This is a genomic window from Pseudomonas sp. NPDC077649, from assembly GCF_044542855.1.
In the GTDB taxonomy this organism is placed as follows: Bacteria; Pseudomonadota; Gammaproteobacteria; order Pseudomonadales; family Pseudomonadaceae; genus Aquipseudomonas.
The window spans coordinates 26,778-45,653 of record NZ_JBITVF010000006.1; the positions used below are offsets into that span (position 1 = coordinate 26,778).

Consider the following 18,876-nt stretch of genomic DNA (forward strand, 5'->3'; position numbering starts at 1 on the left):
GCGCCACATAATAAGAACGGAGTGGTGTGATGATCATCATCGCGATTTTCGTGTTTTCCCTGCTGGGCGCCATGGCGATTGGCGTACCGATTTCCTATGCGCTGATCCTCTGCGCGCTGGCCATGATGTATCACCTCGATCTGTTCGACGCGCAGATCGTGGCACAAGGACTGATCAATGGTGCCGACAGCTTTCCGCTGATGGCGGTGCCGTTCTTCATGCTGGCCGGCGAGCTGATGAATGCCGGTGGTTTGTCCAAGCGGATCGTTACCATGGCCGTTGCCCTGGTTGGCCACATCAAGGGTGGCCTGGGTTACGTGACCATCCTGGCCGCCTGTGTGCTGGCCAGTCTGTCCGGCTCGGCCGCTGCCGATGCCGCCGCGCTTGCTGCGCTGCTGGTGCCGATGATGGTCAAGGTCGGCCATGACCGCGCCACCTCGGCTGGCCTGGTCGCCGCCTCCGGGATCATCGCGCCGGTGCTGCCGCCGTCGATTGGCCTGATTCTGTTCGGCGTTGCCGCCAACGTGTCGATCACCAAGCTGTTCCTCGCCGGCATCGCTCCGGGTCTGATGATGGGCCTGTCGCTGTGCGTTGCCTGGTACCTGGTTTCCAACCGCGAGACGCTGATCACCCGCCCGCGTGCGCCGTTCAAGGAAGTGCTCAAGGCGTTCTATGAAGGCGTCTGGGCGCTGCTGTTGCCGGTGATCATTCTGGTCGGTCTGCGTGCCGGCATCTTCACCCCGACCGAGGCCGGGGTGGTCGCGGCGGTGTATGCGCTGTTCGTGTCGCTGGTGATCTACCGTGAGTTGACCTGGAAGAGCATGTATCAGGTTCTGCTGTCGTCGGTGCTGACCACTGCGATGGTGATGTTCCTGGTGGCCTCGGCGATGGTCGCGGCCTGGATGATCACCGTCGCCGACCTGCCAAGCTCGGTGGTCGCGGTGCTGGAACCGCTGATGGACAGCCCGCGCCTGCTGATGCTGCTGATCGTGGCGATCATCGTGCTGATCGGCATGGCCATGGATATGTCGCCGATCATCCTGATCCTGGCGCCGGTGATGATGCCGGTGGCGGTGGAAGCGGGCATCGACCCGATCTACTTCGGCGTGATCTTCGTCATGACCTGTGCGATTGGCCTGATCACGCCACCGGTCGGTCTGGTGCTCAACGTGGTCGCCGGGGTTTCCAAGATCGACTTCCTGGCCACGGCGCGCGGTGTGCTGCCGTTCCTGCTGGCCGAGCTGCTGATCATTGGCCTGCTACTGCTCTTCCCGCAGCTACTGCTGGTACCGGCGCAGTGGTTGTACTGATGACCTATCACCCTGCACCGGGCCGCCTCTGGCGACCGGTGCAGGCGGGCTTCTGCCCATCTTTCTGCCTATCAAGCCGTCATAAAAACAAGAGGACGTAGTCATGAAATTCATTCCCAAAGCCCTGACCGCACTGCTGTGCTCGTCTGCCATGCTGTTGAGCGCTGCCGTACACGCCGAGGAAATCAACCGCCACAACTTCAAGGTCGCCTTCGTCATGGCCAAGGATCACCCGCACGGGCTGGGGGCGAACAAGTTCGCCGAGATCCTCAAGGAGAAGAGCGACGGCAAGATGAAGGTGATGGTGTTCGCCAGCGGTACCCTGGGTGGCGATGCGCAGGTGATTTCCTCTGTGCAGGGCGGCACCGTCGACATGACCATGGTGACCCCCGGCCTGCTCACGGGCATTGAGAAGAGCTTCGGTCTTTACGGTATGCCGTTCCTCTTCAAGAACTCTGCCGAAGTCGACGCGGTACTCGACAGCTCGGTCGGGCAGAGCCTGCTGACCAAGCTGGAGCCGCATGGCCTGATCGGCCTGGGCTACTGGGATCACGGTTTCCGCCATGTCACCAACAGCAGGCGTCCGGTGCAGACAGTGGAAGACATCAAGGGCCTGAAGCTGCGCCTGATGCAGATTCCCTCCGCCATCGAGTCGTTCAGGGCCTTGGGCGCCAACGTGGTGCCGCTGTCGTACACCGAGCTGTACACGGCGATGGAAACCCGCACCGTCGACGGCCAGGAAAACCCGCTGGCGGCCATCGAGGCCTCGAAGTTCTATGAAGTGCAGAAGTACCTGTCGCTGACCGGCCACTTCTACGACCCGCTGGTCGTAATCTTCAGCAAGCGTACCTGGGACAAGCTCAACGAAACCGAGCGTGAGCTGGTTCGCAGCGCGTCCCTGGAAGCCCAGGCTTACGAGCGCAAGGTATCCCGCGACATGGCGGTGAGCTCCCTTGAAGCACTGGCCAAGCATGGTATGCAGATCAACGAAGTCGCCCCGGCAGAAATCGAGCGCATGCGTGAAGTGGTGCGTCCGACCGTCGAGAAGCTGGTGGCCGAATATGGCCCAGAGCTGATGGCGGAAATGAATGCCGAGATCGCCAAGGTCCGCAACGCCCAGTAACCCTTTACGCCTGTGCTCGGCACGGCTGGTGCCGGGCACAGGCGCTACATGCAAGGTGGGGTCTCATGACCGCTATCAATGTTGGGTTCATCGGCCTCGGGTTGATGGGCCATGCCATGGCCAGCAACATCCAGAACAAGGGCTTCAGCCTCGGAGTCACGGCGCACCGCAACCGTCAGCCGGTCGAGGATCTGGTCAGCAAGGGCGCCCGCGAGTTCGCCAATGCCGCCGAGCTGACCCGCGCCGTCGACGTGGTGCTGCTGTGCCTGCCGGGCACGGCCGAAGTCAGTCGCACCCTGGCTGGCGAGCAGGGCGTGCTGGCCGGTCTGCGTCCGGGGCAGATCGTGGTCGACTGCAGCACGGGCGACCCGAATCGCACCGCGGAGGTGGCGGCGCAGGTCGCCGCACAGGGCGGTCACTACCTCGACGCGCCGGTCAATCGCACGCCCAAGGATGCCCAGGCCGGGCGCCTCAACGTGCTCGCCGGAGGCGATGCCGAGGTGCTCGACAAAGTGCGTCCGGTGCTCGAGTGCTTCTCCGAGACCATCCATCACCTCGGCCCGCTGGGCTCGGGCCACAAGGCCAAGGTGATCCACAACTTCATCTCTCAGGGCAACGCCACCATCCTCGCCGAGGCGTTCTGCACGGCGGCGAAGAATGGCATCGACCTGGCCGCATTCGCCGAGATCTGCAGCATGAGCGGCGGCTACAGCCGCACCTTCGAGCGGATCATCCCCTACGTCCTGCACGGCGATGACTCCGGGCAGCAGTTCGCCCTGGCCAACTGCGAGAAGGACATGCGCTATTACACCGAGCTGACCAAGCTGACGCCGACCACCGGCATCGTTTCCGACGCGGTGTACCAGACCTTCATGCTGGCCAAGGTGCTCGGCCACGGCGACAAGTACGTGCCGCGCCTGTTCGACGTGCTGGGCGAAATCAATGGTGTACGGGTCAGCGCCCGTCAGGAGGACAAGGTATGAAACTGCTGCGTTACGGCCCGTCGGGCCAGGAAAAACCGGCTCTGGTCGCGGCCGATGGCAGCCTGCGTGACCTGAGCCAGCACGTGCTCGACATCAACCCGCGGACACTGGAGCGCAAGGCGCTCGACGAACTGCGCGCACTCGACCCACTCAGCTTGCCGCGAGTCGAGGATGGCGTGCGCATCGGTACGCCCATCGCCAACATCGGCAAGCTGATCTGCGTCGGGCTGAACTACGCCGACCACGCCAAGGAATCCAACCTGCCGGTGCCCAGTGAGCCGGTGCTGTTCATGAAGGCTACCAGCGCCATCTGTGGTCCCAACGACGCCGTGATTATTCCGCGTGGCTCGGAAAAGACCGACTGGGAAGTGGAGCTGGGCATCGTCATCGGGCGCAAGGCGCAGTACGTCGAGCGCGAGCAGGCGCTGGAGCATGTCGCCGGCTACTGCATCGTCAACGACGTGTCCGAGCGTGCCTATCAGCTCGAAAGGGGCGGCACCTGGGACAAGGGGAAAGGCTGCGACACCTTCGCTCCCATCGGTCCCTGGTTGGTGACAGCGGATGAAATCACCGACCTGCGCAACCTGGACCTGCGCCTGAGCGTCAACGGCGAGCTGCGTCAGCAGGGCAACACTCGCACGATGATCTTCTCCATCGACGAGATCGTCAGCTACATCAGCCAGTTCATGACGCTCAACCCGGGTGACGTGATCTGCACCGGCACGCCTCCGGGCGTCGGCGCGGGCATGCAGCCGCCGCAGTTCCTCAAGCCCGGCGACCGCATGCGCCTGAGCATCAGTGGCCTGGGTGAGCAGCGCCAGAACGTGGTGGCCTGGCAGCGTTAAACATTGGGCGGCGCCTGTCGCCCCGTACCTGAACGAGATGAGGTTTGAATATGCAACGACGCCTGTACCCAGGGCGCGATTTTCGCCGTGCGCAGAATATTGACGAGTTGCGCGAGATGGCTCGTCGCCGGTTGCCGAACTTTTCCTTCGAGTATGTCGAGGGCGGCGCCGACGATGAGGTGACGCTCAGGCGTAACCGCAGCGTATTCGAGGGCATCACCCTGCAGCCGCGCACACTGGTCGATGTTGGCCAGCGCGATCTGGGGTGTCATTTCTTCGATCGTCCATCGAGCATGCCTTGTTTGATCGGCCCGACTGGTTTCAACGGCCTGCTGACCGATCGTGGTGATTGGCACCTGGCCCAGGCGGCCACCCGTGCCGGTATTCCCTTCGTGCTGAGCAATGCTTCCACCGTCGCCATCGAAGAGATCGCTGCCATCGACGGGGTGCGTGCCTGGATGCAAATTTACCTGTACCGCACCCGCCAGCACGTTGCCGATCTGGTGGCCCGCTGCAAGGCACTGGAATTGGAGGCCATAGTGGTCACCACCGACAGTGCGATTCTTGGCAATCGTGAATGGGATCGGCGCAACTACCGCCGGCCGCTGAAGCTCGACCTGCGCAATACCTTGGACGTCGCGGCCCATCCTGGCTGGGTCTGGGATGTGCTGGTACCTCATGGCGTGCCGCGCTTCAAGAACCTGGGCAATCTGTTGAAGCCAGGACAAGACTCGGTGAAAGGCGCGGCCAGTGCCATCGGCCAGGAGCTGGACGCCACCCTGAGCTGGCAGGACATCGCCTGGTTGCGCGACCTGTGGCCCGGAAAACTCATCATCAAGGGCCTGATGCATCCGGACGATGCGCCCCATGCACTCAAGTACGGCGTCGATGGCGTGGTGCTGTCCAATCATGGCGGTCGCCAGCTCGATGGCGCAGTGTCGGCCATGGAGGTGCTGCCGCTCATCGCGCGGCAGCTCAAGGGGCGTGTCAGCGTATTCCTAGATGGTGGCTTCCGCCGCGGCACGGACATTCTCAAGGCCCGCCTGTTGGGCGCCGATGGGGTGTTCCTGGGGCGTGCGGGTCTGTATGGCCTGGCCGCGGGCAAAGGCCCGGGGGCCAGTCACGCGATCGAGATCCTGCGTAGCGAGATGGACCGTTCCCTGGGGCTGCTGGGCTGCCGCAGCCTGGAGGAACTGACACCCGATCTGATCCACGATCCCGTATGGCGCGGCTTGGCCGAAGCCATTCGTCGCTAGTTTTCCAACTGCCTCGCACCCACCCACGAATCTTCAGGTGCGAGGCAGCTTTTTATGACCTGCCATCCTTGGTAGCCACCCTTTCGGGGGCTTCGCACGCCACGTTGAAAATGGCTCCCGGCTATTTTTTAGGCTCTGTCTGAGTTAGCTGTTGCAGTGGTCTAAACTGAATCGTGATCTTTCCCAGCATGAGGGATCTATCATGAAAGCGGTTCAGTTTTCGCGGTGGATGGCACAGCTCTCCAGCCTCAACCCAGAGCAACGCGACCAGTTGAGATCCAAGCTCTTGCCAGCTGCCAGGCACTCGCAGGACGCAATCAAGGCCCCAAGTCATTGCCCGCATTGTCAATCGCGGGAACTGCGCCCCTGGGCTTCCAGTGGTGACTTGCCGCGATACCGCTGCAAGGTTTGCGGTAAAACCAGCAATGCCCTGACGGGCACCCCAATGGCGCGACTGAGAAAGCGCCATCTCTGGCAAGACTATGCGGACGCACTGACCCAGAGCCTGAGCGTGCGCAAGGCCGCCGTTCATTGTGGCGTCAGCAAAAACACAGCTTTCCTGTGGCGACATAGGTTTCTTTCGCGGATTGCCGATCACCAGGCCCAGCACGCGTCAGGCATTGTTGAAGCAGATGAAACCTTCTTCCTGGAGTCCTTCAAGGGGCAACGCGAACTGCCTCGACCGCCTCGTCGGCGCGGTGGCAGCGCCAAACGACGCGGACTGTCTGCCGAGCAAATCCCTGTGCTGGTGGTAAGAGATCGCAGTGGTCAGCAGGCAGACTTCAAGTTGGAAAAGCTGGATGCACAGCACATAGGGGAGCGGCTACGCCCGCTGATAGACGCGGATGCGATTCTCTGTACTGACAGCGCAAGTGTCTACGCCCATTTCGCCAAGGTTGAAGGCATCACTCACCGACCGATTAACCCGAGCCAGAATCGACGGGTTGATGGTGCTTTCCACATCCAGAACGTGAATGCCTACGACAGCCGACTCAAGAGCTGGATGATTCCTTTTCATGGTGTAGCCACCAAGTACCTAACGAACTATCTGGGCTGGCGCCGCCTGCTTGAGCGCTACAAAACACAGCTCAACCCATTGATTTGCTTGAAAGAGGCGTTGGGGTATAGGGATATGCAACAGCTAACTCAGACAGAGCCTTTTCGTTTATCTGCGTAAGCTTGCAGCTGGCTACATGCTGGGTCAGTAATGACCTTCAATATAGGCATAAGCCTTTTCAAACAGACTTTTGTCCTTGCTCAAACCAAACTGCGCCAGGGTCAGCATCAGAGCCTTCTGGATTTCACGCGGGCCGCTGTTGGAGTTCTGCCAGCCTTCAAAACGAGTGACTTTCACGATTTTGTCGATCTGCTCGACCACATCGCCAATCAGTTTCGGCGTGGTTTCCGGACGGGTCTCCAGGAAGAGCTTGGTCAGCGCCTGGTTACCCCACCGCGCCGGGTTCGAGCCAGATCGCTGCGGACAAGAATGGCTTCCTCTACCTGACACCGCAGGGCATGGCCGCCGACTTCGCCCAGGACCTGCCAGCCGCGCAGACGGCGGTGATGACCACCACGCAAGGCCCGATACGCGCGGCAGCGTTCGATGAGCGCACCAGCGTCGCGGCCTGGAAGCAGAAGCCGTCCTGGTACCTCGTCGCCAGCGATGACCGCATGATCGTGCCGCAGATGCAACGCGACTTCACCAAGAAGATCGGCGCGCAGACCACCGAGATCGCAGCCAGCCACGTACCGCAGCAGTCGCGCCCAAGCGATGTAGCCAAGGTGATCATTCAGGCGGTGGAGAAGACGCAGGCAGCGCGTTGAACGAGGGAGTGAGCGCAGGGCGAGCGGTTGCTCGCCCTGCGCTCGTCTTACAGGATCGACAGCGGGTAGTTGATGATCAGACGGTTCTCGTGCAGATCCTGGCCCACGTCGCGGCGCACGTCGGAGTTGCGCCAGCGGATGCTCAGGTTCTTCAGCGTGCCTTCCTGGATGGTGTAGGCCAGCTCGGATTCGCGGCCCCACTCTTCGGCGTTGTCACGGTTGGCGGTCTTGATGTTATCGCCGCTGACGTAGCGGTTCATCAGGGTCAGACCGGGGATGCCGAGGCCGGCGAAGTTGTAGTCATGGCGAACCTGCCAGGAGCGCTCTTCCGGGTTGTCATAGCTGTTGGTGAAACCGTCGTTGACCAGAGTGCCGCCGCTGGTGCCGTCGACACGCATGAACTTGGTATCACCGCTGAGCTTCTGGTAAGCAACCATGAAGGTGTTGTTGCCGGTCTTGGCAGTGAACGCCCCCTGATAGACCTTGTTGTCCAGGTTGCCGGCCTTGGCCGAGCCTTCTTCCTTGCCGGTGACGTAACCCAGGTTGGCACCGAGTACCCAGTCACCAACCTGCTGGCTGTGGGTCAGTTGCACGTAGCTCTGCTGATAGACGTTTTCCAGGCGGGCATGCCAGGCGCCGACCATGGTGTTGTTGCCGTTGAAACGGTACTCACCACCGGCGAAGTTGAAGTCATCGCCCTCGACGAGACCAAAGGGAGTGCCCGAGTTGAACGCCATCTCTTCGCGGCTGGCATCGTTACGCTGGCTGTTCTTCCAGAACTGGCCGCCGTACAGGGTCAGGCCATCGATCTCGTTGGACGTCAGCTGTGCGCCCTGGAAGGTTTGCGGCAGCGAGCGGCCGTCGTCGGCACGCAGCATCGGCAGCACGGCGAACCACTCGCCGACCTTCAGTTCGGTCTTGGAGAGCTTGGCTTTGGCGGCCACAGCAGTACGGCCGAACTGATCAGCCGCCTGGCCGTCATCGTGGATCGGCATCAGCTGGGTATTGGCGGCGCCACGGTTGCCGTCCAGCTTGATGCTGTACAGGCCCAGCACGTCGAGGCCGAAGCCGACGGTGCCTTGGGTGTAGCCGGAGCGGGCATCGAGGATGAAGCTCTGCGTCCAGCCTTCGGCCTGGCCCTGGAGTTCGCCCTGAATTCGCGGGTCGGTGCCGTTGAGGTAATTGCGGTTGAAGTAGTAGTTGCGCAGGCCGAGGGTGACCTTGGCATCTTCGACGAAGCCGGCGGCGTGGACATTGCCAAAAGGTAGAGCAGCGATGGCGCTGACCAGGCTACAGGCGGCAAACAGTGGGGTACGGCAGAAAGTAGGTGTCATATCTTGTTGTTCTCTTCGACAGGTTAAAAAAAGCGGTGCCAAAGCACCGCGAGGGATAACGCTGCGCCGGGACGGGCGCAGCATCATGGGGTCGAGCTGAAAGACTCAGCTCAGGGCATCACGGGTGTGCACACCGTCAACCAGACGCTGGATACCCAGCGGGTTGGCGTTCTGCAGCGCCTCCGGCAGTACCTCGTCCGGGTAGTTCTGGTAGCAGACCGGACGCAGGAAGCGGTGGATCGCCAGGGTACCGACCGAAGTGCCGCGAGCGTCGGAAGTCGCCGGGTACGGGCCGCCATGCACCATGGCGTCGCAGACTTCAACGCCAGTCGGGTAGCCATTGAGCAGCACACGACCGGCTTTGACTTCCAGCAGCGGCAGCAAGTCGCGGAAGGCGCTCAGGTCTGCACGCTCGGCGATCAGGGTCGCGGTCAGCTGGCCGTGCATGCTCTGCAGGGCACGGGTCAGCTCGGCGCTGTCGGCCACTTCGACGACGATGCTGGTCGGACCGAAGACTTCTTCCTGCAGCAGATGGTCGCCTTCGAGCAGCATGCTCACGTCAGCCTTGAACAGTTGCGGTTGCGCCTGGTTGCCGGCCTGCTCGTTGCCCGCCAGGTGGCTGACTTTTGCATGGCCTTTGAGCTGCGCCACACCGTTGGCGTAGCTGCGCAGGGTGCCGGCGTTGAGCATGGTCTGTGCCGGTTGTGCGCCGATGGCATCGGCCAGGCCGGCGACGAACTCGCTGAACTCGGCGCTGCGAATGCCGATGATCAGGCCAGGATTGGTGCAGAACTGACCGCAGCCCAGTACCACGGAGCCCGCCAGCTCCTTGGCGACAGTGGCACCACGCGCTTTCAGGGCGCCCGGCAGGACGATCACCGGGTTGACGCTGGACATCTCGGCGAATACCGGAATCGGCTGTGGACGGGCAGCGGCCATATCACACAGGGCGCGGCCGCCTTTCAGCGAACCGGTGAAGCCGACAGCCTGGATGGCCGGGTGCTTGACCAGGATCTCGCCGACGCCGCCACCGAAGATCATGTTGAACACGCCCTTGGGCATGCCGGTTTTCTCGGCGGCGCGAATCACTGCGTCGGCCACGCACTCAGCGGTGGCCATGTGGCCGCTGTGCGCCTTGAACACCACCGGGCAACCGGCAGCCAGCGCAGAGGCGGTATCGCCACCCGCGGTGGAGAAGGCCAGCGGGAAGTTGCTGGCACCGAACACGGCAACCGGGCCAACACCGATCTGGTACTGACGCAGATCCGGACGCGGTAGCGGCTGGCGATCCGGCAGGGCGCGGTCGATGCGCGCACCGTAGAAGTCACCACGACGCAGCACCTTGGCGAACAGACGCATCTGGCCACTTGTACGACCACGTTCGCCCTGGATACGGGCCGCCGGCAGTGCGGTTTCGCGGGTGACCAGAGCGACGAATTCATCACCGAGGGCATCGAGTTCGTCAGCGATGGCGTCGAGGAACTCGGCGCGGCGCTCGGCCGACAGGTTGCGGTAAATCGGGTAAGCGGCGGCGGCAGCCTGGGCAGCAGCGTCGACTTCTTCGGCTGTGGCCTGGATGAAGGTGTAGGGCAGCGCTTCACCGCTGCTGGCGTCGAGGCTCTTGTGCACGACGGTGCCGGCAGCGCGGCGCTCACCGCCAATGTAATTGTGGCCAGTCAGACTCAGCATGGCGTTCTCCTGTCAGGTGGGGCGATGGGGTCGCCGCCAGGGACAATGAAAATGAATGAGGCCCCGGCTTTTTGGGCCAGGGATTGGCAACTGGCTATACAGTTGTCAGACGTATGATAAGTGATAACTTCGGCATTCGTCCCCTTGTGAGGGCGCAATCCGAATCCGCCGAGCGGAATTTCGACCCGACAGCAGTGCTGCCGGGCCTGGCAGATCCTTACAGCTGACGTACACCGCCGACCTTCACCGCTGGCGCATGCACGCTGATCCCGTTGCGCAGCGGCTCGCCCAGCGCATCCAGGCTGACTTCGAAGGTATCCCCAGGTTGCGCCTTGATGCCGTCGGCGAACGACAGGGTCGCAGTGCCGAAGAAGTGCACGTGCACGTCACCCGGACGCAGGAACTGGCGATACTTGAAGTGGTGGTACTCGAGGTTCTCCAGGCTGTGGCACATGTTGTCCTCGCCGGAGAGGAACTCCTTCTCCCACAGCACCTGGTCGCCACGACGGATGCGGCTGATACCGGACAGGTGACGCGGCAGCTCGCCGATCAGCATTTCCGGGCCGAAGGAGCAGAAGCGCAGCTTCGAGTGAGCCAGGTACAGGTAGTTCTTGCGCTCGACCACGTGATCGGAGAACTCGTTGCCCAGCGCGAAGCCGATGCGATAGGGCTGGCCATCGTCGCCAATCACGTAGAGGCCTGTCAGCTCGGGCTCCTCACCGAAGTCTTCGGCGAAGTCCGGCACCGGGAAGTCCTCACCGGGGCGAACCACGATGCTGCCGTCCCCCTTGTAGAACCACTCCGGCTGTGCGCCTTCGCTGCCTGCAGCCGGGCGACCGCCGGCCATGCCCCACTGGAACATCTGCATGGTGTCGGTGAGCTTGCCTTCGGCCTGCTGCGCTTCCACCTGCTGGTGCATCTTGTCGCGCGTGGAGGCGCTACCCAGATGGGTCAGACCGGTACCGGAGATCAGGCAGTGAGCCGGATCGCTGTGATCCAGCGGAGCCAGCAGACGCTTCTGCTCGATCAACTCGGCGTAGACCGGGCCCTGTTCGACGCCCAGACGCTCGATCTCGGCGATCAGGCCGTGACCGTTACGGATCGCCTGCAGCGCCAGCTCACGAGTGCTGCTGACGCCCTTGACCACGCTGATGCGTGAGTCACCGACGACGCCGACCTGGCGCTGGCCCTGTTCGTTCTCAAACTGAATCAACCGCATCGCTGTGCTCCTGTTGTTCTTGTCCGGTTGTTCTTGCGCCGACCCTGCGGCGTTGCTTGGCCAGCACTTTAAAAATTGCCCGCAGTGCTGCCTAATGAAAGCTTCTGATTAGGTGATAACTTTTCGTCATCCCACTATGTTGCAGCCACTGAACTACATCGTTTCACGCCTGCGTATTCGCCAGTTGCGTCTGCTGATCGCCCTCGACGAGCTGGGCACCCTGCACCGTGCCGCCGAGCGCATCGCCATCAGCCAGCCGGGTGCGACCAAGGCGCTGCACGAGATCGAAACCACCTTCGGCACGCCCCTGTTCATACGCACGGCCCAGGGCCTGCAGGCCAATGACATGGGCCGCTGCGTGATCCGCTACGCGCGCCTTATCCACAACGACCTGGCACACCTGCACGACGAGATGCAGGGCATCCTCCAGGGCCATGGTGGTCACCTGGCAGTGGGCACCATCGCCGGCTCGGTGCCGCTGGTCCTGCGCGCCCTCACCCGGCTGCGCCAGGCGCAGCCGGATATTTCCGTGCAGATCGTCGAGGAGATCAGCCCGCGACTGCTCAAGCTGCTCGATGAAGGCCGCCTGGATCTGGCCATCGCCCGCACCAGTGGCAGCCAGCATCCGGACGCCTACGAGTGTCTGAGCCTGCACGCCGAGCGCCTGGCGCTGGTGGCCGCCCCGCAGCATCGGCAACAGGGCAACCCCGCGCTGAGCCTGGCCGATCTGCGCGACTGCAGCTGGGTGGTCTACCCCACCGGCACGCCGATGCGCACGGTGCTGGAGCGCGAATTCGGCGAGGCCGGCCTGGAGTTTCCCCGCTACCCGCTGGAAACCTCGTCGACCTTCACCATGCTCAGCCTGCTGCAGGAGGACCCACAGCTGGTGGCGGTGATGCCCTACTCCATCGCCTGCTCCAGCGAAGGCTTCGGCCTGCTGCGTCGACTGCCGCTGGAACTGCAGTCGCGCAACGAGCCATGCTCGATCATCCATCGCCGCGGCAGCAGCCTGTCACCACTGGCGAGTCTGCTGCTGGAACACCTGCGCAGCGAGCAGGACGCCCTCTACGAAGGCGCATAGACCGCCCCTCACATGGACTGGCGCAGCAACTCGGCGTAGTCCTCAGCACTCGCCAGACGCGGGTTGGTCTTGTGGCTATGGTCGGCCAGCGCCCCTTCGATGATCGCCGGGAACATCGACTCATCCACGCCCATCTCTGCCAGACCCGCCGGCATGCCGAGGCGACGATTCATCTCGCGGATTGCCGGAATGATTTCCTCGGTGCTACCCAAGCCCATGGCCTGCGCGATGCGCTGCAGCTTCTGCTCGTCGCGTACCGAATCGGACTGCGCGTTGAAGGCGATCACCGCCGGCAGGAATACCGCGTTGAGGGTGCCATGGTGCAGCCTCGGGTTGATGCCACCGAGGGAGTGGCTGAGGCTGTGCACGCAACCCAGGCCCTTCTGGAAGGCCAGGGCGCCCTGCATCGAGGCGCTCATCATGTTCAGCCGCGCCTCGCGATCTCCGGGGGTACGGGTTGCACGCTCGATGTGCCGCCAGGCGCGCCACAAACCATCCAGGGCGATGCCGTCGGCGGGTGGGTTGAACGCCGGCGCCATGAAGGTTTCCAGGCAGTGGGCGATGGCATCCATGCCCGTGGCAGCGGTCAGTTGCGCCGGCAAGCCGAGGGTCAGTTCGGGATCGCAGATCGCCGAACGCGGGATCAGGTAGGGCGAGATGACACCGACCTTGCGCCCATCATCGAGAATCAGGATGGCGCCACGACCGACTTCGCTGCCGGTGCCGGCGGTGGTGGGGATGGCGATTACCGGCGCGGTGGCGGCGGTGATGCGGGTCAGCCCACCTTCGATGACGGCGAACTGCTTCAGCGGGCCTTCATGGGTGCCGCATACGGCAACACCCTTGGCCAGGTCGATGGAAGAACCGCCACCGACCGCGATGATGCCGTCGAAGCCGCCATCGCGATAACGCGCAGCCGCAGCACGCACCACACCTTCATTCGGGTTCGGCGGCGTCTGGTCGAATACCTCGGCAACGGCAGGCTCGGCCAGTTGCGCCAGCACCTTGTCGACGATACCTGCAGCACGCACCCCGGTATCGGTGACGATAAAGGGCCGAGTGATACCAATGCGCTGACACTCGGCAGCCAACTGGCCGAGGGCGTCGTAGCCGAACTGGACTTGGGTGAGGTAGTTAATAAGTGCCATGGGAAGCCTCTGCTTTGTTTTTTGTATTAGCAGGCAGCGGAAAACGTCGAGTAAGATCACTCGGACACTCTCACGGATAGCCTTGCCACCCTGACAAACTATGAGATAGAGGCGCCCCTGACTAATGAGAGGCGCTGATACTGCTATAAGGGAAAGCTATATATGCTGCCATCGGTGTCCTCCATTTTTTCCCGCCTGCGCTTCCGCCAACTGCGTCTACTGATCGCCCTTGGCGAGCAGGGCTCGTTGATCAAAGCCGCGGAACTGGTCTCGATCAGCCAACCCGGGGCAACCAAGGCGCTGCAGGAAATAGAGACCACGCTGGGCGCGCCGCTTTTCGTACGCACCAACCGCGGCCTGGAGGCCAACGAGCTGGGGCATTGCGCAATTCGCTATGCCAAGCTGATCCAGACCGACCTGACCCATCTGCGCGAGGAAATGCTGGGTATTCTCCAGGGCCACGGCGGACGGCTGTCGGTCGGCGTGATCATGGGCGCAGTGCCGTTCATGACGGATGCGCTGACCCGGCTGCTGGAGGAGCACCCGGATCTTTCAGTGGAAATCGTCGAAGACACCAGTGCGCGCCTGCTCAGCCTGCTCGACCAGGGTCGTCTGGATTTGGCGATCTGTCGTACCAGCATCAGCCGCCAGCCGGAGCAATACGACTGCATCGACGTGCGTGACGAAACCCTGGCCGTGGTCGCCAACCGTGATCATCCGCTGGCCGGCCGCGCGCAACTGGAACTGGCCGAGCTGGCTGACAGCCGCTGGGTGGTCTACTCGGCCAACATGCCGATGCGCCTTTCACTGGAGCGGGAATTCCAGCAGGCGGGGCTACGCTTCCCGTTGCACCTGCTGGAAACCACCTCGGCCTTCACCACCCTGTCGCTGCTGCAGAAGAACCCGGAACTGGTCGCCCTGCTGTCGACAGACGTGGCGCGCTTCTGCACCGGTTTCGGCATGACCTGCATCCTGCCGCTGCAACTGAAGAGCCGCAGCGAGCCGTATCAGCTGATCACCCGGCGCGGTGTCAGCCTGTCTTCGATCAGCCGCCTGTTCATCGAGCAGCTCACACCGGCGCAGGGCAACACCTGAGCATCAGACCAGGCCGCGTGCCGCCAGGTTGTTGATCAGCGCGTTGAGACCGAATTGCCAGACCGGCGCCTTGTCGCTGTGGTTGACGCTGTTGTGCAGGGCGCCCAGTTGCTCACTGCTGATGATCACCCGATCGGCGAGCTTGTGGGTGAAGCCGCCACCCGGCGCATCACGATCCTCGGTCGGCGCGAACAGGGTGCCGAGAAACAACAGGAAGCCATCCGGATACTGGTGATTGCGGTTGAGCGCCTGGCCGACCAGATCCAGCGGATCGCGGCTGATCTTGTCCATGGAGCTGGTGCCTTCTAGCACATAGCCGTCAGTGCCCTCGACGCGCAGGCGAACCACCGTGTTGCGCACATCATCGAGGCTGAAGGTATCGTCGAACAGGCGGATGAACGGGCCGATGGCGCATGAGGCATTGTTGTCCTTGGCCTTGCTCAGCAACAGGGCACTGCGGCCTTCGAAATCCCGCAGGTTGACGTCGTTGCCCAGGGTTGCACCCAGCACCTCGCCCCGGCTGTTGACGGCCAGCACGACCTCCGGCTCCGGATTGTTCCACACCGAGCCGGGATGAATGCCGATCTCCGCCCCGCTGCCAACGGCAGCCAGTACCGGTGCCTTGGTGAAAATCTCGGCATCCGGGCCGATGCCGACTTCCAGGTACTGCGACCACAGGCCCTGTTCCTGCAATAGCGCCTTGACCTGCTGGGCCTTCTCCGAGCCCGGCTTGATGCTGGCGAAATCGTCGCCCAGTACCTGCCTGACCTTGGCTCGCACACCTTCGGCCAGGCTGGCGTCACCACCGGCGCGCTCCTCAATCACACGCTCGACCATGCTGGACGCGAAGGTGACGCCGGCAGCCTTGAGCACTTGCAGATCGGCCGGCGCCAGCAGGCTGGGCAGCTGTGGATTGAAATCAGCACCGCTGTTGCACAGCAATGCCTCGACGCTGCACAACGGGCTGCCGCCAACGCTCGCCAGACTGGCCAACAACTGCTCGCGCTCGAACAGCCCGCTGAGGGTCGGCGCGAGAGTGGAAAGATCGTAGACGCCATCTTCACGCAGCAGGATAGGCGCAGGCCCCGCGTGCTCTCCGGGCAGCCAGGCCCGGCCGACGAGGGTTCCGCGCAGGCCGTCGGATGGCAAAGTGTTACTGGTCGAAAGGCTGAGAGCATGTGACATGGCAGTGTCCGTCTTGTTATGCGAAGGGGATGCCTGCATGGGCACCCAGTGGTGCAGTCAGGCCGGCCGACCTTATCCCCCCAATCGCGATAACCACCAATGACTATTAGTCAGTACGCGATATGATCCGGTTATCGAGTCTTTCTGAGCACATCCGTCATGAGCCAAACCGGCAATCTCCCGACGCTTCACAACTGGCTGCGCTATCGCCACCTGGCCTTGATCGACAGCCTGGCCCGCACCGGCAACATGCACAGCAGCGCCCAGCAGCTGGGGCTGAGCCAGCCTGCGGTGAGCAAGATGCTGCGCGACATCGAGAACCAGTTCGGCTTCACCCTGTTCGAACGTCTCAACCGCGAACTGCCGGCAACCGAGCTGGGCGCGGAAGTGATCGCCTATGCACAGCGCGCCCTGAATGATTGCCAGACCTTCAGCTATCGCCTGGAAAGCCTGCGCCAGGGCGGCCATGGCTACCTCAAGGTGGGCGCCATCTTCGCCGCCACTGCCCACGCCCTGCCTGAAACCCTGTTGCGCCTGAAAGGCAGGCGCCCGCTGCTGACTATCGAACTGCTGGAGGACACCAGTGACCATCTGCTCAAGTTGCTGGAGCACAAGCAGCTGGACCTGGTGGTCGGGCGCTTCACCGATCATCCGCAGCGCCAGCGCTTCGATTTCACCGCGCTGGCCGAAGAGCCCTTCCTGCTCATCGCCCGCCCCGAACACCCGCTCTGCGCGCGGCAACGCGTCAGCCCGGCGCAACTGACCGAATGGCCCTGGGTGCTCTACCCGCTCAACACCCCGCTGCGCCAATCGCTGGAGCAGTCGTTCAGCGACGCCGGGGTCAACCCGCCAGCGAACAGCATCGAAACCACCTCCGTGCAAACCACGCTGAAACTGCTGTGCAACAGCGACACCCTGGCCCTGCTGCCGGAAGCCGTGGTGCGACAGAACCTGCTCGACGGCAGCCTGAAACAGGTACAGACAAACTTGGCCCCGCCGCCGCTCGCCTACGGTGTGCTGCTGCGCAAGGACGAGCCCATATCCTCCGCAGTCCGCGACTTCATAGAGGCGTTGCGGGCAGCCATTCGCGACGAATCATCAGCGAATAACCCCTAGTTATGATTCGATGAGAAAGCCTCATTAGACACCTCCCCCAGAGTTGCCTAGTTTCGGCCTGGCTTTGATTCCACGCCGCGCCATCTGCCTGGCCGACTCGTTCAAGCGGAACCTAGCTGCACCTCACTCAAAATAACTTCAATAGGTGACCTTTCATGATCAAGCTAAGCACTCTGCTGCGCCCGCTCAGCCTCGCCCTCGGCTTTTCCCTTCTGGGCGCCCCAGTGGCAGCCATGGCCGAATACCCGAACAAACCCATCCAACTGATCGTGCCGTGGGCCGCCGGTGGCGGCAGCGACTCTGCCGCACGTGGTATCGCCACGGCGCTGGAGAAGGAGTTGGGCGTCACCATCAACGTGGTCAACCGTCCCGGCGGTGGCAGCGTGGTGGGCCACACGGTGATGGCCAGCGCCAAACCCGACGGCTACACCCTGGGCTTCGTGACCGGTGAGCTGAACATGATGCACTGGCAGGGGCTGACCAAGATCACCCACGAGGACTTCACGCCCCTGGCCATGACCAACTACGACTACCCGGGCGTACAGGTCAGCGCCGATGCGCCGTACAGCAACGTCGAAGAGCTCCTGAAGGACATTGCCGACAAGCCGAAGGGTACCTTCAAGGCCTCCGGTACCGGCCTGGGTGGCATCTGGCATGTGGCCTTCGCCGGCCTGCTGATGGATCGCGGCATCGAGCCCAACAAGGTCACTTGGATTCCCAGCCAGGGCGCGGCTCCGGCCATGGTAGAACTGGCCGCTGGCAGCATCGAACTCGTCCCGTCCTCGGTACCCGAAGCCCGCTCGATGATCGAAGCCGGCAAGGCCAAGGGCCTGGCGATTCTCTCCCCCGAGCGCAACCCGGCCTTCCCGGATATCCCGACGATCAAGGAAAGCATCGGCAGCGACTACTCGCTGGGTGAGTGGCGCGGTGTCGCCGGCCCCAAAGGCATGGACCCGGCCGTGGTGGCCAAGCTCGAAGACGCCCTGGAGAAGGCCTACAACAGCGAGTTCTACCAGGACTTCATGAAGCGCCAGGGTTTCGGTGTCGAATGGCACAAGGGCGAGGACTTCAAGAAATTCCTGGTCGACAACAATGCGTACATGGGCGGCATCATCGAAAAGATCGGCATGAAGAAGTGACTTCATCCGATGCGACGCCCCGCCGGGGCGTCGCATGCTTTTGTTCCAGCGGTTCGAGAACGCACCATGAAAGACCTTCTGTTCGGCATCATTTTCATCGCCCTTGGCATCACCGTATGGCTGCTCGCGCGTGAGTTCCCCGCCGTACCGGGCATGCAGTACGGGGCCGACCTGTTTCCTTCCCTGATTGCCATCGGCATGACCGTAGGCGGTCTGCTGCTGAGCATCAGCGCCCTGCGCCAGCTGCGCGCCAGTGGACCGGACCAAAGCACACCCCGCCTGCCCCTGCCCAGCTTCGCGGTGATTCTGCCGGGCATCCTGGTGGTGGCCTACATCTACCTCAGCGATGTGCTGGGCGCGGCCACGATGATGCTGCTGATCATGCTGGTGCTGCTTGTGCAACGCGGTGTTCGCGTACTGCCCGCCATCATCATCGCTGCGCTGGCCACGGCGGCTATCAGCCTGTCCTTCGGCCACCTGCTCAAGGTCCCTTTGCCCGTCGGCCCTCTGGGTTTCTGAGGAAACACGC

Annotated in this window: 17 protein-coding genes and 1 pseudogene; 12 read left to right on the forward strand and 6 right to left on the reverse strand. The window is 62.8% G+C overall.

What is annotated here, in order from left to right:
• Nucleotides 1-32: 32 nt before the first annotated feature.
• The 6 genes from ACIGFL_RS17715 (at nucleotide 33) to ACIGFL_RS17740 (ending at nucleotide 6,694) form a co-directional block, all read left to right on the forward strand.
• The gene (locus tag ACIGFL_RS17715; protein WP_397498189.1) at nucleotides 33-1,310 is read left to right on the forward strand and encodes a TRAP transporter large permease subunit; all 1,278 of its coding nucleotides are present in this window, start codon (nucleotides 33-35) and stop codon (nucleotides 1,308-1,310) included.
• A 103-nt stretch (nucleotides 1,311-1,413) separates the two neighbouring features.
• Nucleotides 1,414-2,433 carry a TRAP transporter substrate-binding protein gene (locus ACIGFL_RS17720; RefSeq protein WP_397498011.1) on the forward strand — a complete coding sequence of 340 codons (1,020 nt, stop codon included), beginning with the start codon at nucleotides 1,414-1,416 and terminating at the stop codon, nucleotides 2,431-2,433.
• 65 nt (nucleotides 2,434-2,498) lie between these two features.
• Complete coding sequence (locus tag ACIGFL_RS17725) at nucleotides 2,499-3,416, forward strand: NAD(P)-dependent oxidoreductase (protein WP_397498012.1); 918 nt, start codon at nucleotides 2,499-2,501, stop codon at nucleotides 3,414-3,416.
• Nucleotides 3,413-4,261, forward strand: coding sequence for a fumarylacetoacetate hydrolase family protein (locus tag ACIGFL_RS17730; RefSeq protein WP_397498013.1), 849 nt, complete (start codon nucleotides 3,413-3,415; stop codon nucleotides 4,259-4,261). Before ACIGFL_RS17725 ends, ACIGFL_RS17730 begins: the two co-directional genes overlap by 4 nt.
• Nucleotides 4,262-4,311: 50 nt before the next feature.
• On the forward strand, nucleotides 4,312-5,517 hold the full coding sequence (locus tag ACIGFL_RS17735) for an alpha-hydroxy acid oxidase (RefSeq protein WP_397498014.1): 1,206 nt from the start codon (nucleotides 4,312-4,314) through the stop codon (nucleotides 5,515-5,517).
• 202 nt (nucleotides 5,518-5,719) lie between these two features.
• Nucleotides 5,720-6,694, forward strand: coding sequence for an IS1595-like element ISAchd1 family transposase (locus ACIGFL_RS17740; protein ID WP_397498015.1), 975 nt, complete (start codon nucleotides 5,720-5,722; stop codon nucleotides 6,692-6,694).
• A 24-nt stretch (nucleotides 6,695-6,718) separates the two neighbouring features.
• On the opposite strand, the gene ACIGFL_RS17745 is transcribed toward ACIGFL_RS17740, so the two are convergent.
• Nucleotides 6,719-7,024, reverse strand: a complete 306-nt coding sequence (locus ACIGFL_RS17745; RefSeq protein ID WP_317527421.1) for a hypothetical protein — start codon at nucleotides 7,022-7,024, stop codon at nucleotides 6,719-6,721.
• Between ACIGFL_RS17745 and ACIGFL_RS17750 the strand changes: the two are divergent.
• A pseudogene (locus ACIGFL_RS17750) lies at nucleotides 6,958-7,341 on the forward strand (alpha/beta hydrolase); the annotation flags it as partial. The gene ACIGFL_RS17745 and the pseudogene ACIGFL_RS17750 sit on opposite strands and share 67 nt — an antisense overlap.
• 47 nt (nucleotides 7,342-7,388) lie before the next feature.
• On the opposite strand, the gene ACIGFL_RS17755 reads toward ACIGFL_RS17750, so the two are convergent.
• The 3 genes from ACIGFL_RS17755 to araD1 all read right to left on the reverse strand — a co-directional run bounded on the left by ACIGFL_RS17755 (nucleotide 7,389) and on the right by araD1 (nucleotide 11,583).
• On the reverse strand, nucleotides 7,389-8,675 hold the full coding sequence (locus ACIGFL_RS17755) for an OprD family porin (RefSeq protein WP_397498016.1): 1,287 nt from the start codon (nucleotides 8,673-8,675) through the stop codon (nucleotides 7,389-7,391).
• A 105-nt stretch (nucleotides 8,676-8,780) separates the two neighbouring features.
• A complete protein-coding gene (locus ACIGFL_RS17760) occupies nucleotides 8,781-10,364 on the reverse strand; it encodes an aldehyde dehydrogenase (NADP(+)) (RefSeq protein WP_397498017.1) in 1,584 nt (527 codons plus the stop codon).
• Nucleotides 10,365-10,581: 217 nt separating this feature from the next.
• Complete coding sequence (araD1, locus tag ACIGFL_RS17765) at nucleotides 10,582-11,583, reverse strand: AraD1 family protein (protein ID WP_317527424.1); 1,002 nt, start codon at nucleotides 11,581-11,583, stop codon at nucleotides 10,582-10,584.
• 136 nt (nucleotides 11,584-11,719) lie between these two features.
• Between araD1 and ACIGFL_RS17770 the strand changes: the two genes are divergently transcribed.
• On the forward strand, nucleotides 11,720-12,664 hold the full coding sequence (locus ACIGFL_RS17770; RefSeq protein WP_104728415.1) for a LysR family transcriptional regulator: 945 nt from the start codon (nucleotides 11,720-11,722) through the stop codon (nucleotides 12,662-12,664).
• 8 nt (nucleotides 12,665-12,672) lie between these two features.
• Here ACIGFL_RS17770 and ACIGFL_RS17775 read toward each other — a convergent pair whose 3' ends face one another.
• A complete protein-coding gene (locus ACIGFL_RS17775; protein WP_397498018.1) occupies nucleotides 12,673-13,812 on the reverse strand; it encodes an iron-containing alcohol dehydrogenase in 1,140 nt (379 codons plus the stop codon).
• A gap of 162 nt (nucleotides 13,813-13,974) precedes the next feature.
• On the opposite strand from ACIGFL_RS17775, the gene ACIGFL_RS17780 reads away from it, so the two are divergent.
• The gene (locus ACIGFL_RS17780; protein ID WP_397498019.1) at nucleotides 13,975-14,907 is read left to right on the forward strand and encodes a LysR substrate-binding domain-containing protein; all 933 of its coding nucleotides are present in this window, start codon (nucleotides 13,975-13,977) and stop codon (nucleotides 14,905-14,907) included.
• A 3-nt stretch (nucleotides 14,908-14,910) separates the two neighbouring features.
• Here the strand turns inward: ACIGFL_RS17780 and ACIGFL_RS17785 are convergent, their stop codons facing one another.
• Complete coding sequence (locus ACIGFL_RS17785) at nucleotides 14,911-16,092, reverse strand: fumarylacetoacetate hydrolase family protein (protein ID WP_397498190.1); 1,182 nt, start codon at nucleotides 16,090-16,092, stop codon at nucleotides 14,911-14,913.
• A gap of 159 nt (nucleotides 16,093-16,251) precedes the next feature.
• On the opposite strand from ACIGFL_RS17785, the gene ACIGFL_RS17790 reads away from it, so the two are divergent.
• From ACIGFL_RS17790 to ACIGFL_RS17800, 3 genes are all read left to right on the forward strand, one after another.
• Entirely contained in the window at nucleotides 16,252-17,208 is a 957-nt protein-coding gene (locus tag ACIGFL_RS17790; protein WP_013713423.1) for a LysR family transcriptional regulator, read from the forward strand.
• Nucleotides 17,209-17,363: 155 nt separating this feature from the next.
• Nucleotides 17,364-18,347 carry a tripartite tricarboxylate transporter substrate binding protein gene (locus ACIGFL_RS17795; protein WP_013713422.1) on the forward strand — a complete coding sequence of 328 codons (984 nt, stop codon included), beginning with the start codon at nucleotides 17,364-17,366 and terminating at the stop codon, nucleotides 18,345-18,347.
• Between the two features lie 66 nt (nucleotides 18,348-18,413).
• A complete protein-coding gene (locus ACIGFL_RS17800; protein WP_397498020.1) occupies nucleotides 18,414-18,866 on the forward strand; it encodes a tripartite tricarboxylate transporter TctB family protein in 453 nt (150 codons plus the stop codon).
• Nucleotides 18,867-18,876: the final 10 nt, after the last annotated feature.

What these genes read in the sequence shown, in the direction of transcription:
- ACIGFL_RS17800 (WP_397498020.1), top strand. Translation starts at nt 18,414, where the DNA reads ATGAAAGACCTTCTGTTCGGCATCATTTTCATCGCCCTTGGCATCACC.
- ACIGFL_RS17730 (WP_397498013.1), top strand. Translation starts at nt 3,413, where the DNA reads ATGAAACTGCTGCGTTACGGCCCGTCGGGCCAGGAAAAACCGGCTCTG.
- ACIGFL_RS17795 (WP_013713422.1), top strand. Translation starts at nt 17,364, where the DNA reads ATGATCAAGCTAAGCACTCTGCTGCGCCCGCTCAGCCTCGCCCTCGGC.
- araD1 (WP_317527424.1), bottom strand. Translation starts at nt 11,583, where the DNA reads ATGCGGTTGATTCAGTTTGAGAACGAACAGGGCCAGCGCCAGGTCGGC.
- ACIGFL_RS17775 (WP_397498018.1), bottom strand. Translation starts at nt 13,812, where the DNA reads ATGGCACTTATTAACTACCTCACCCAAGTCCAGTTCGGCTACGACGCC.
- ACIGFL_RS17760 (WP_397498017.1), bottom strand. Translation starts at nt 10,364, where the DNA reads ATGCTGAGTCTGACTGGCCACAATTACATTGGCGGTGAGCGCCGCGCT.
- ACIGFL_RS17740 (WP_397498015.1), top strand. Translation starts at nt 5,720, where the DNA reads ATGAAAGCGGTTCAGTTTTCGCGGTGGATGGCACAGCTCTCCAGCCTC.
- ACIGFL_RS17790 (WP_013713423.1), top strand. Translation starts at nt 16,252, where the DNA reads ATGAGCCAAACCGGCAATCTCCCGACGCTTCACAACTGGCTGCGCTAT.
- ACIGFL_RS17725 (WP_397498012.1), top strand. Translation starts at nt 2,499, where the DNA reads ATGACCGCTATCAATGTTGGGTTCATCGGCCTCGGGTTGATGGGCCAT.
- ACIGFL_RS17780 (WP_397498019.1), top strand. Translation starts at nt 13,975, where the DNA reads ATGCTGCCATCGGTGTCCTCCATTTTTTCCCGCCTGCGCTTCCGCCAA.
- ACIGFL_RS17720 (WP_397498011.1), top strand. Translation starts at nt 1,414, where the DNA reads ATGAAATTCATTCCCAAAGCCCTGACCGCACTGCTGTGCTCGTCTGCC.
- ACIGFL_RS17785 (WP_397498190.1), bottom strand. Translation starts at nt 16,092, where the DNA reads ATGTCACATGCTCTCAGCCTTTCGACCAGTAACACTTTGCCATCCGAC.
- ACIGFL_RS17735 (WP_397498014.1), top strand. Translation starts at nt 4,312, where the DNA reads ATGCAACGACGCCTGTACCCAGGGCGCGATTTTCGCCGTGCGCAGAAT.
- ACIGFL_RS17770 (WP_104728415.1), top strand. Translation starts at nt 11,720, where the DNA reads ATGTTGCAGCCACTGAACTACATCGTTTCACGCCTGCGTATTCGCCAG.
- ACIGFL_RS17755 (WP_397498016.1), bottom strand. Translation starts at nt 8,675, where the DNA reads ATGACACCTACTTTCTGCCGTACCCCACTGTTTGCCGCCTGTAGCCTG.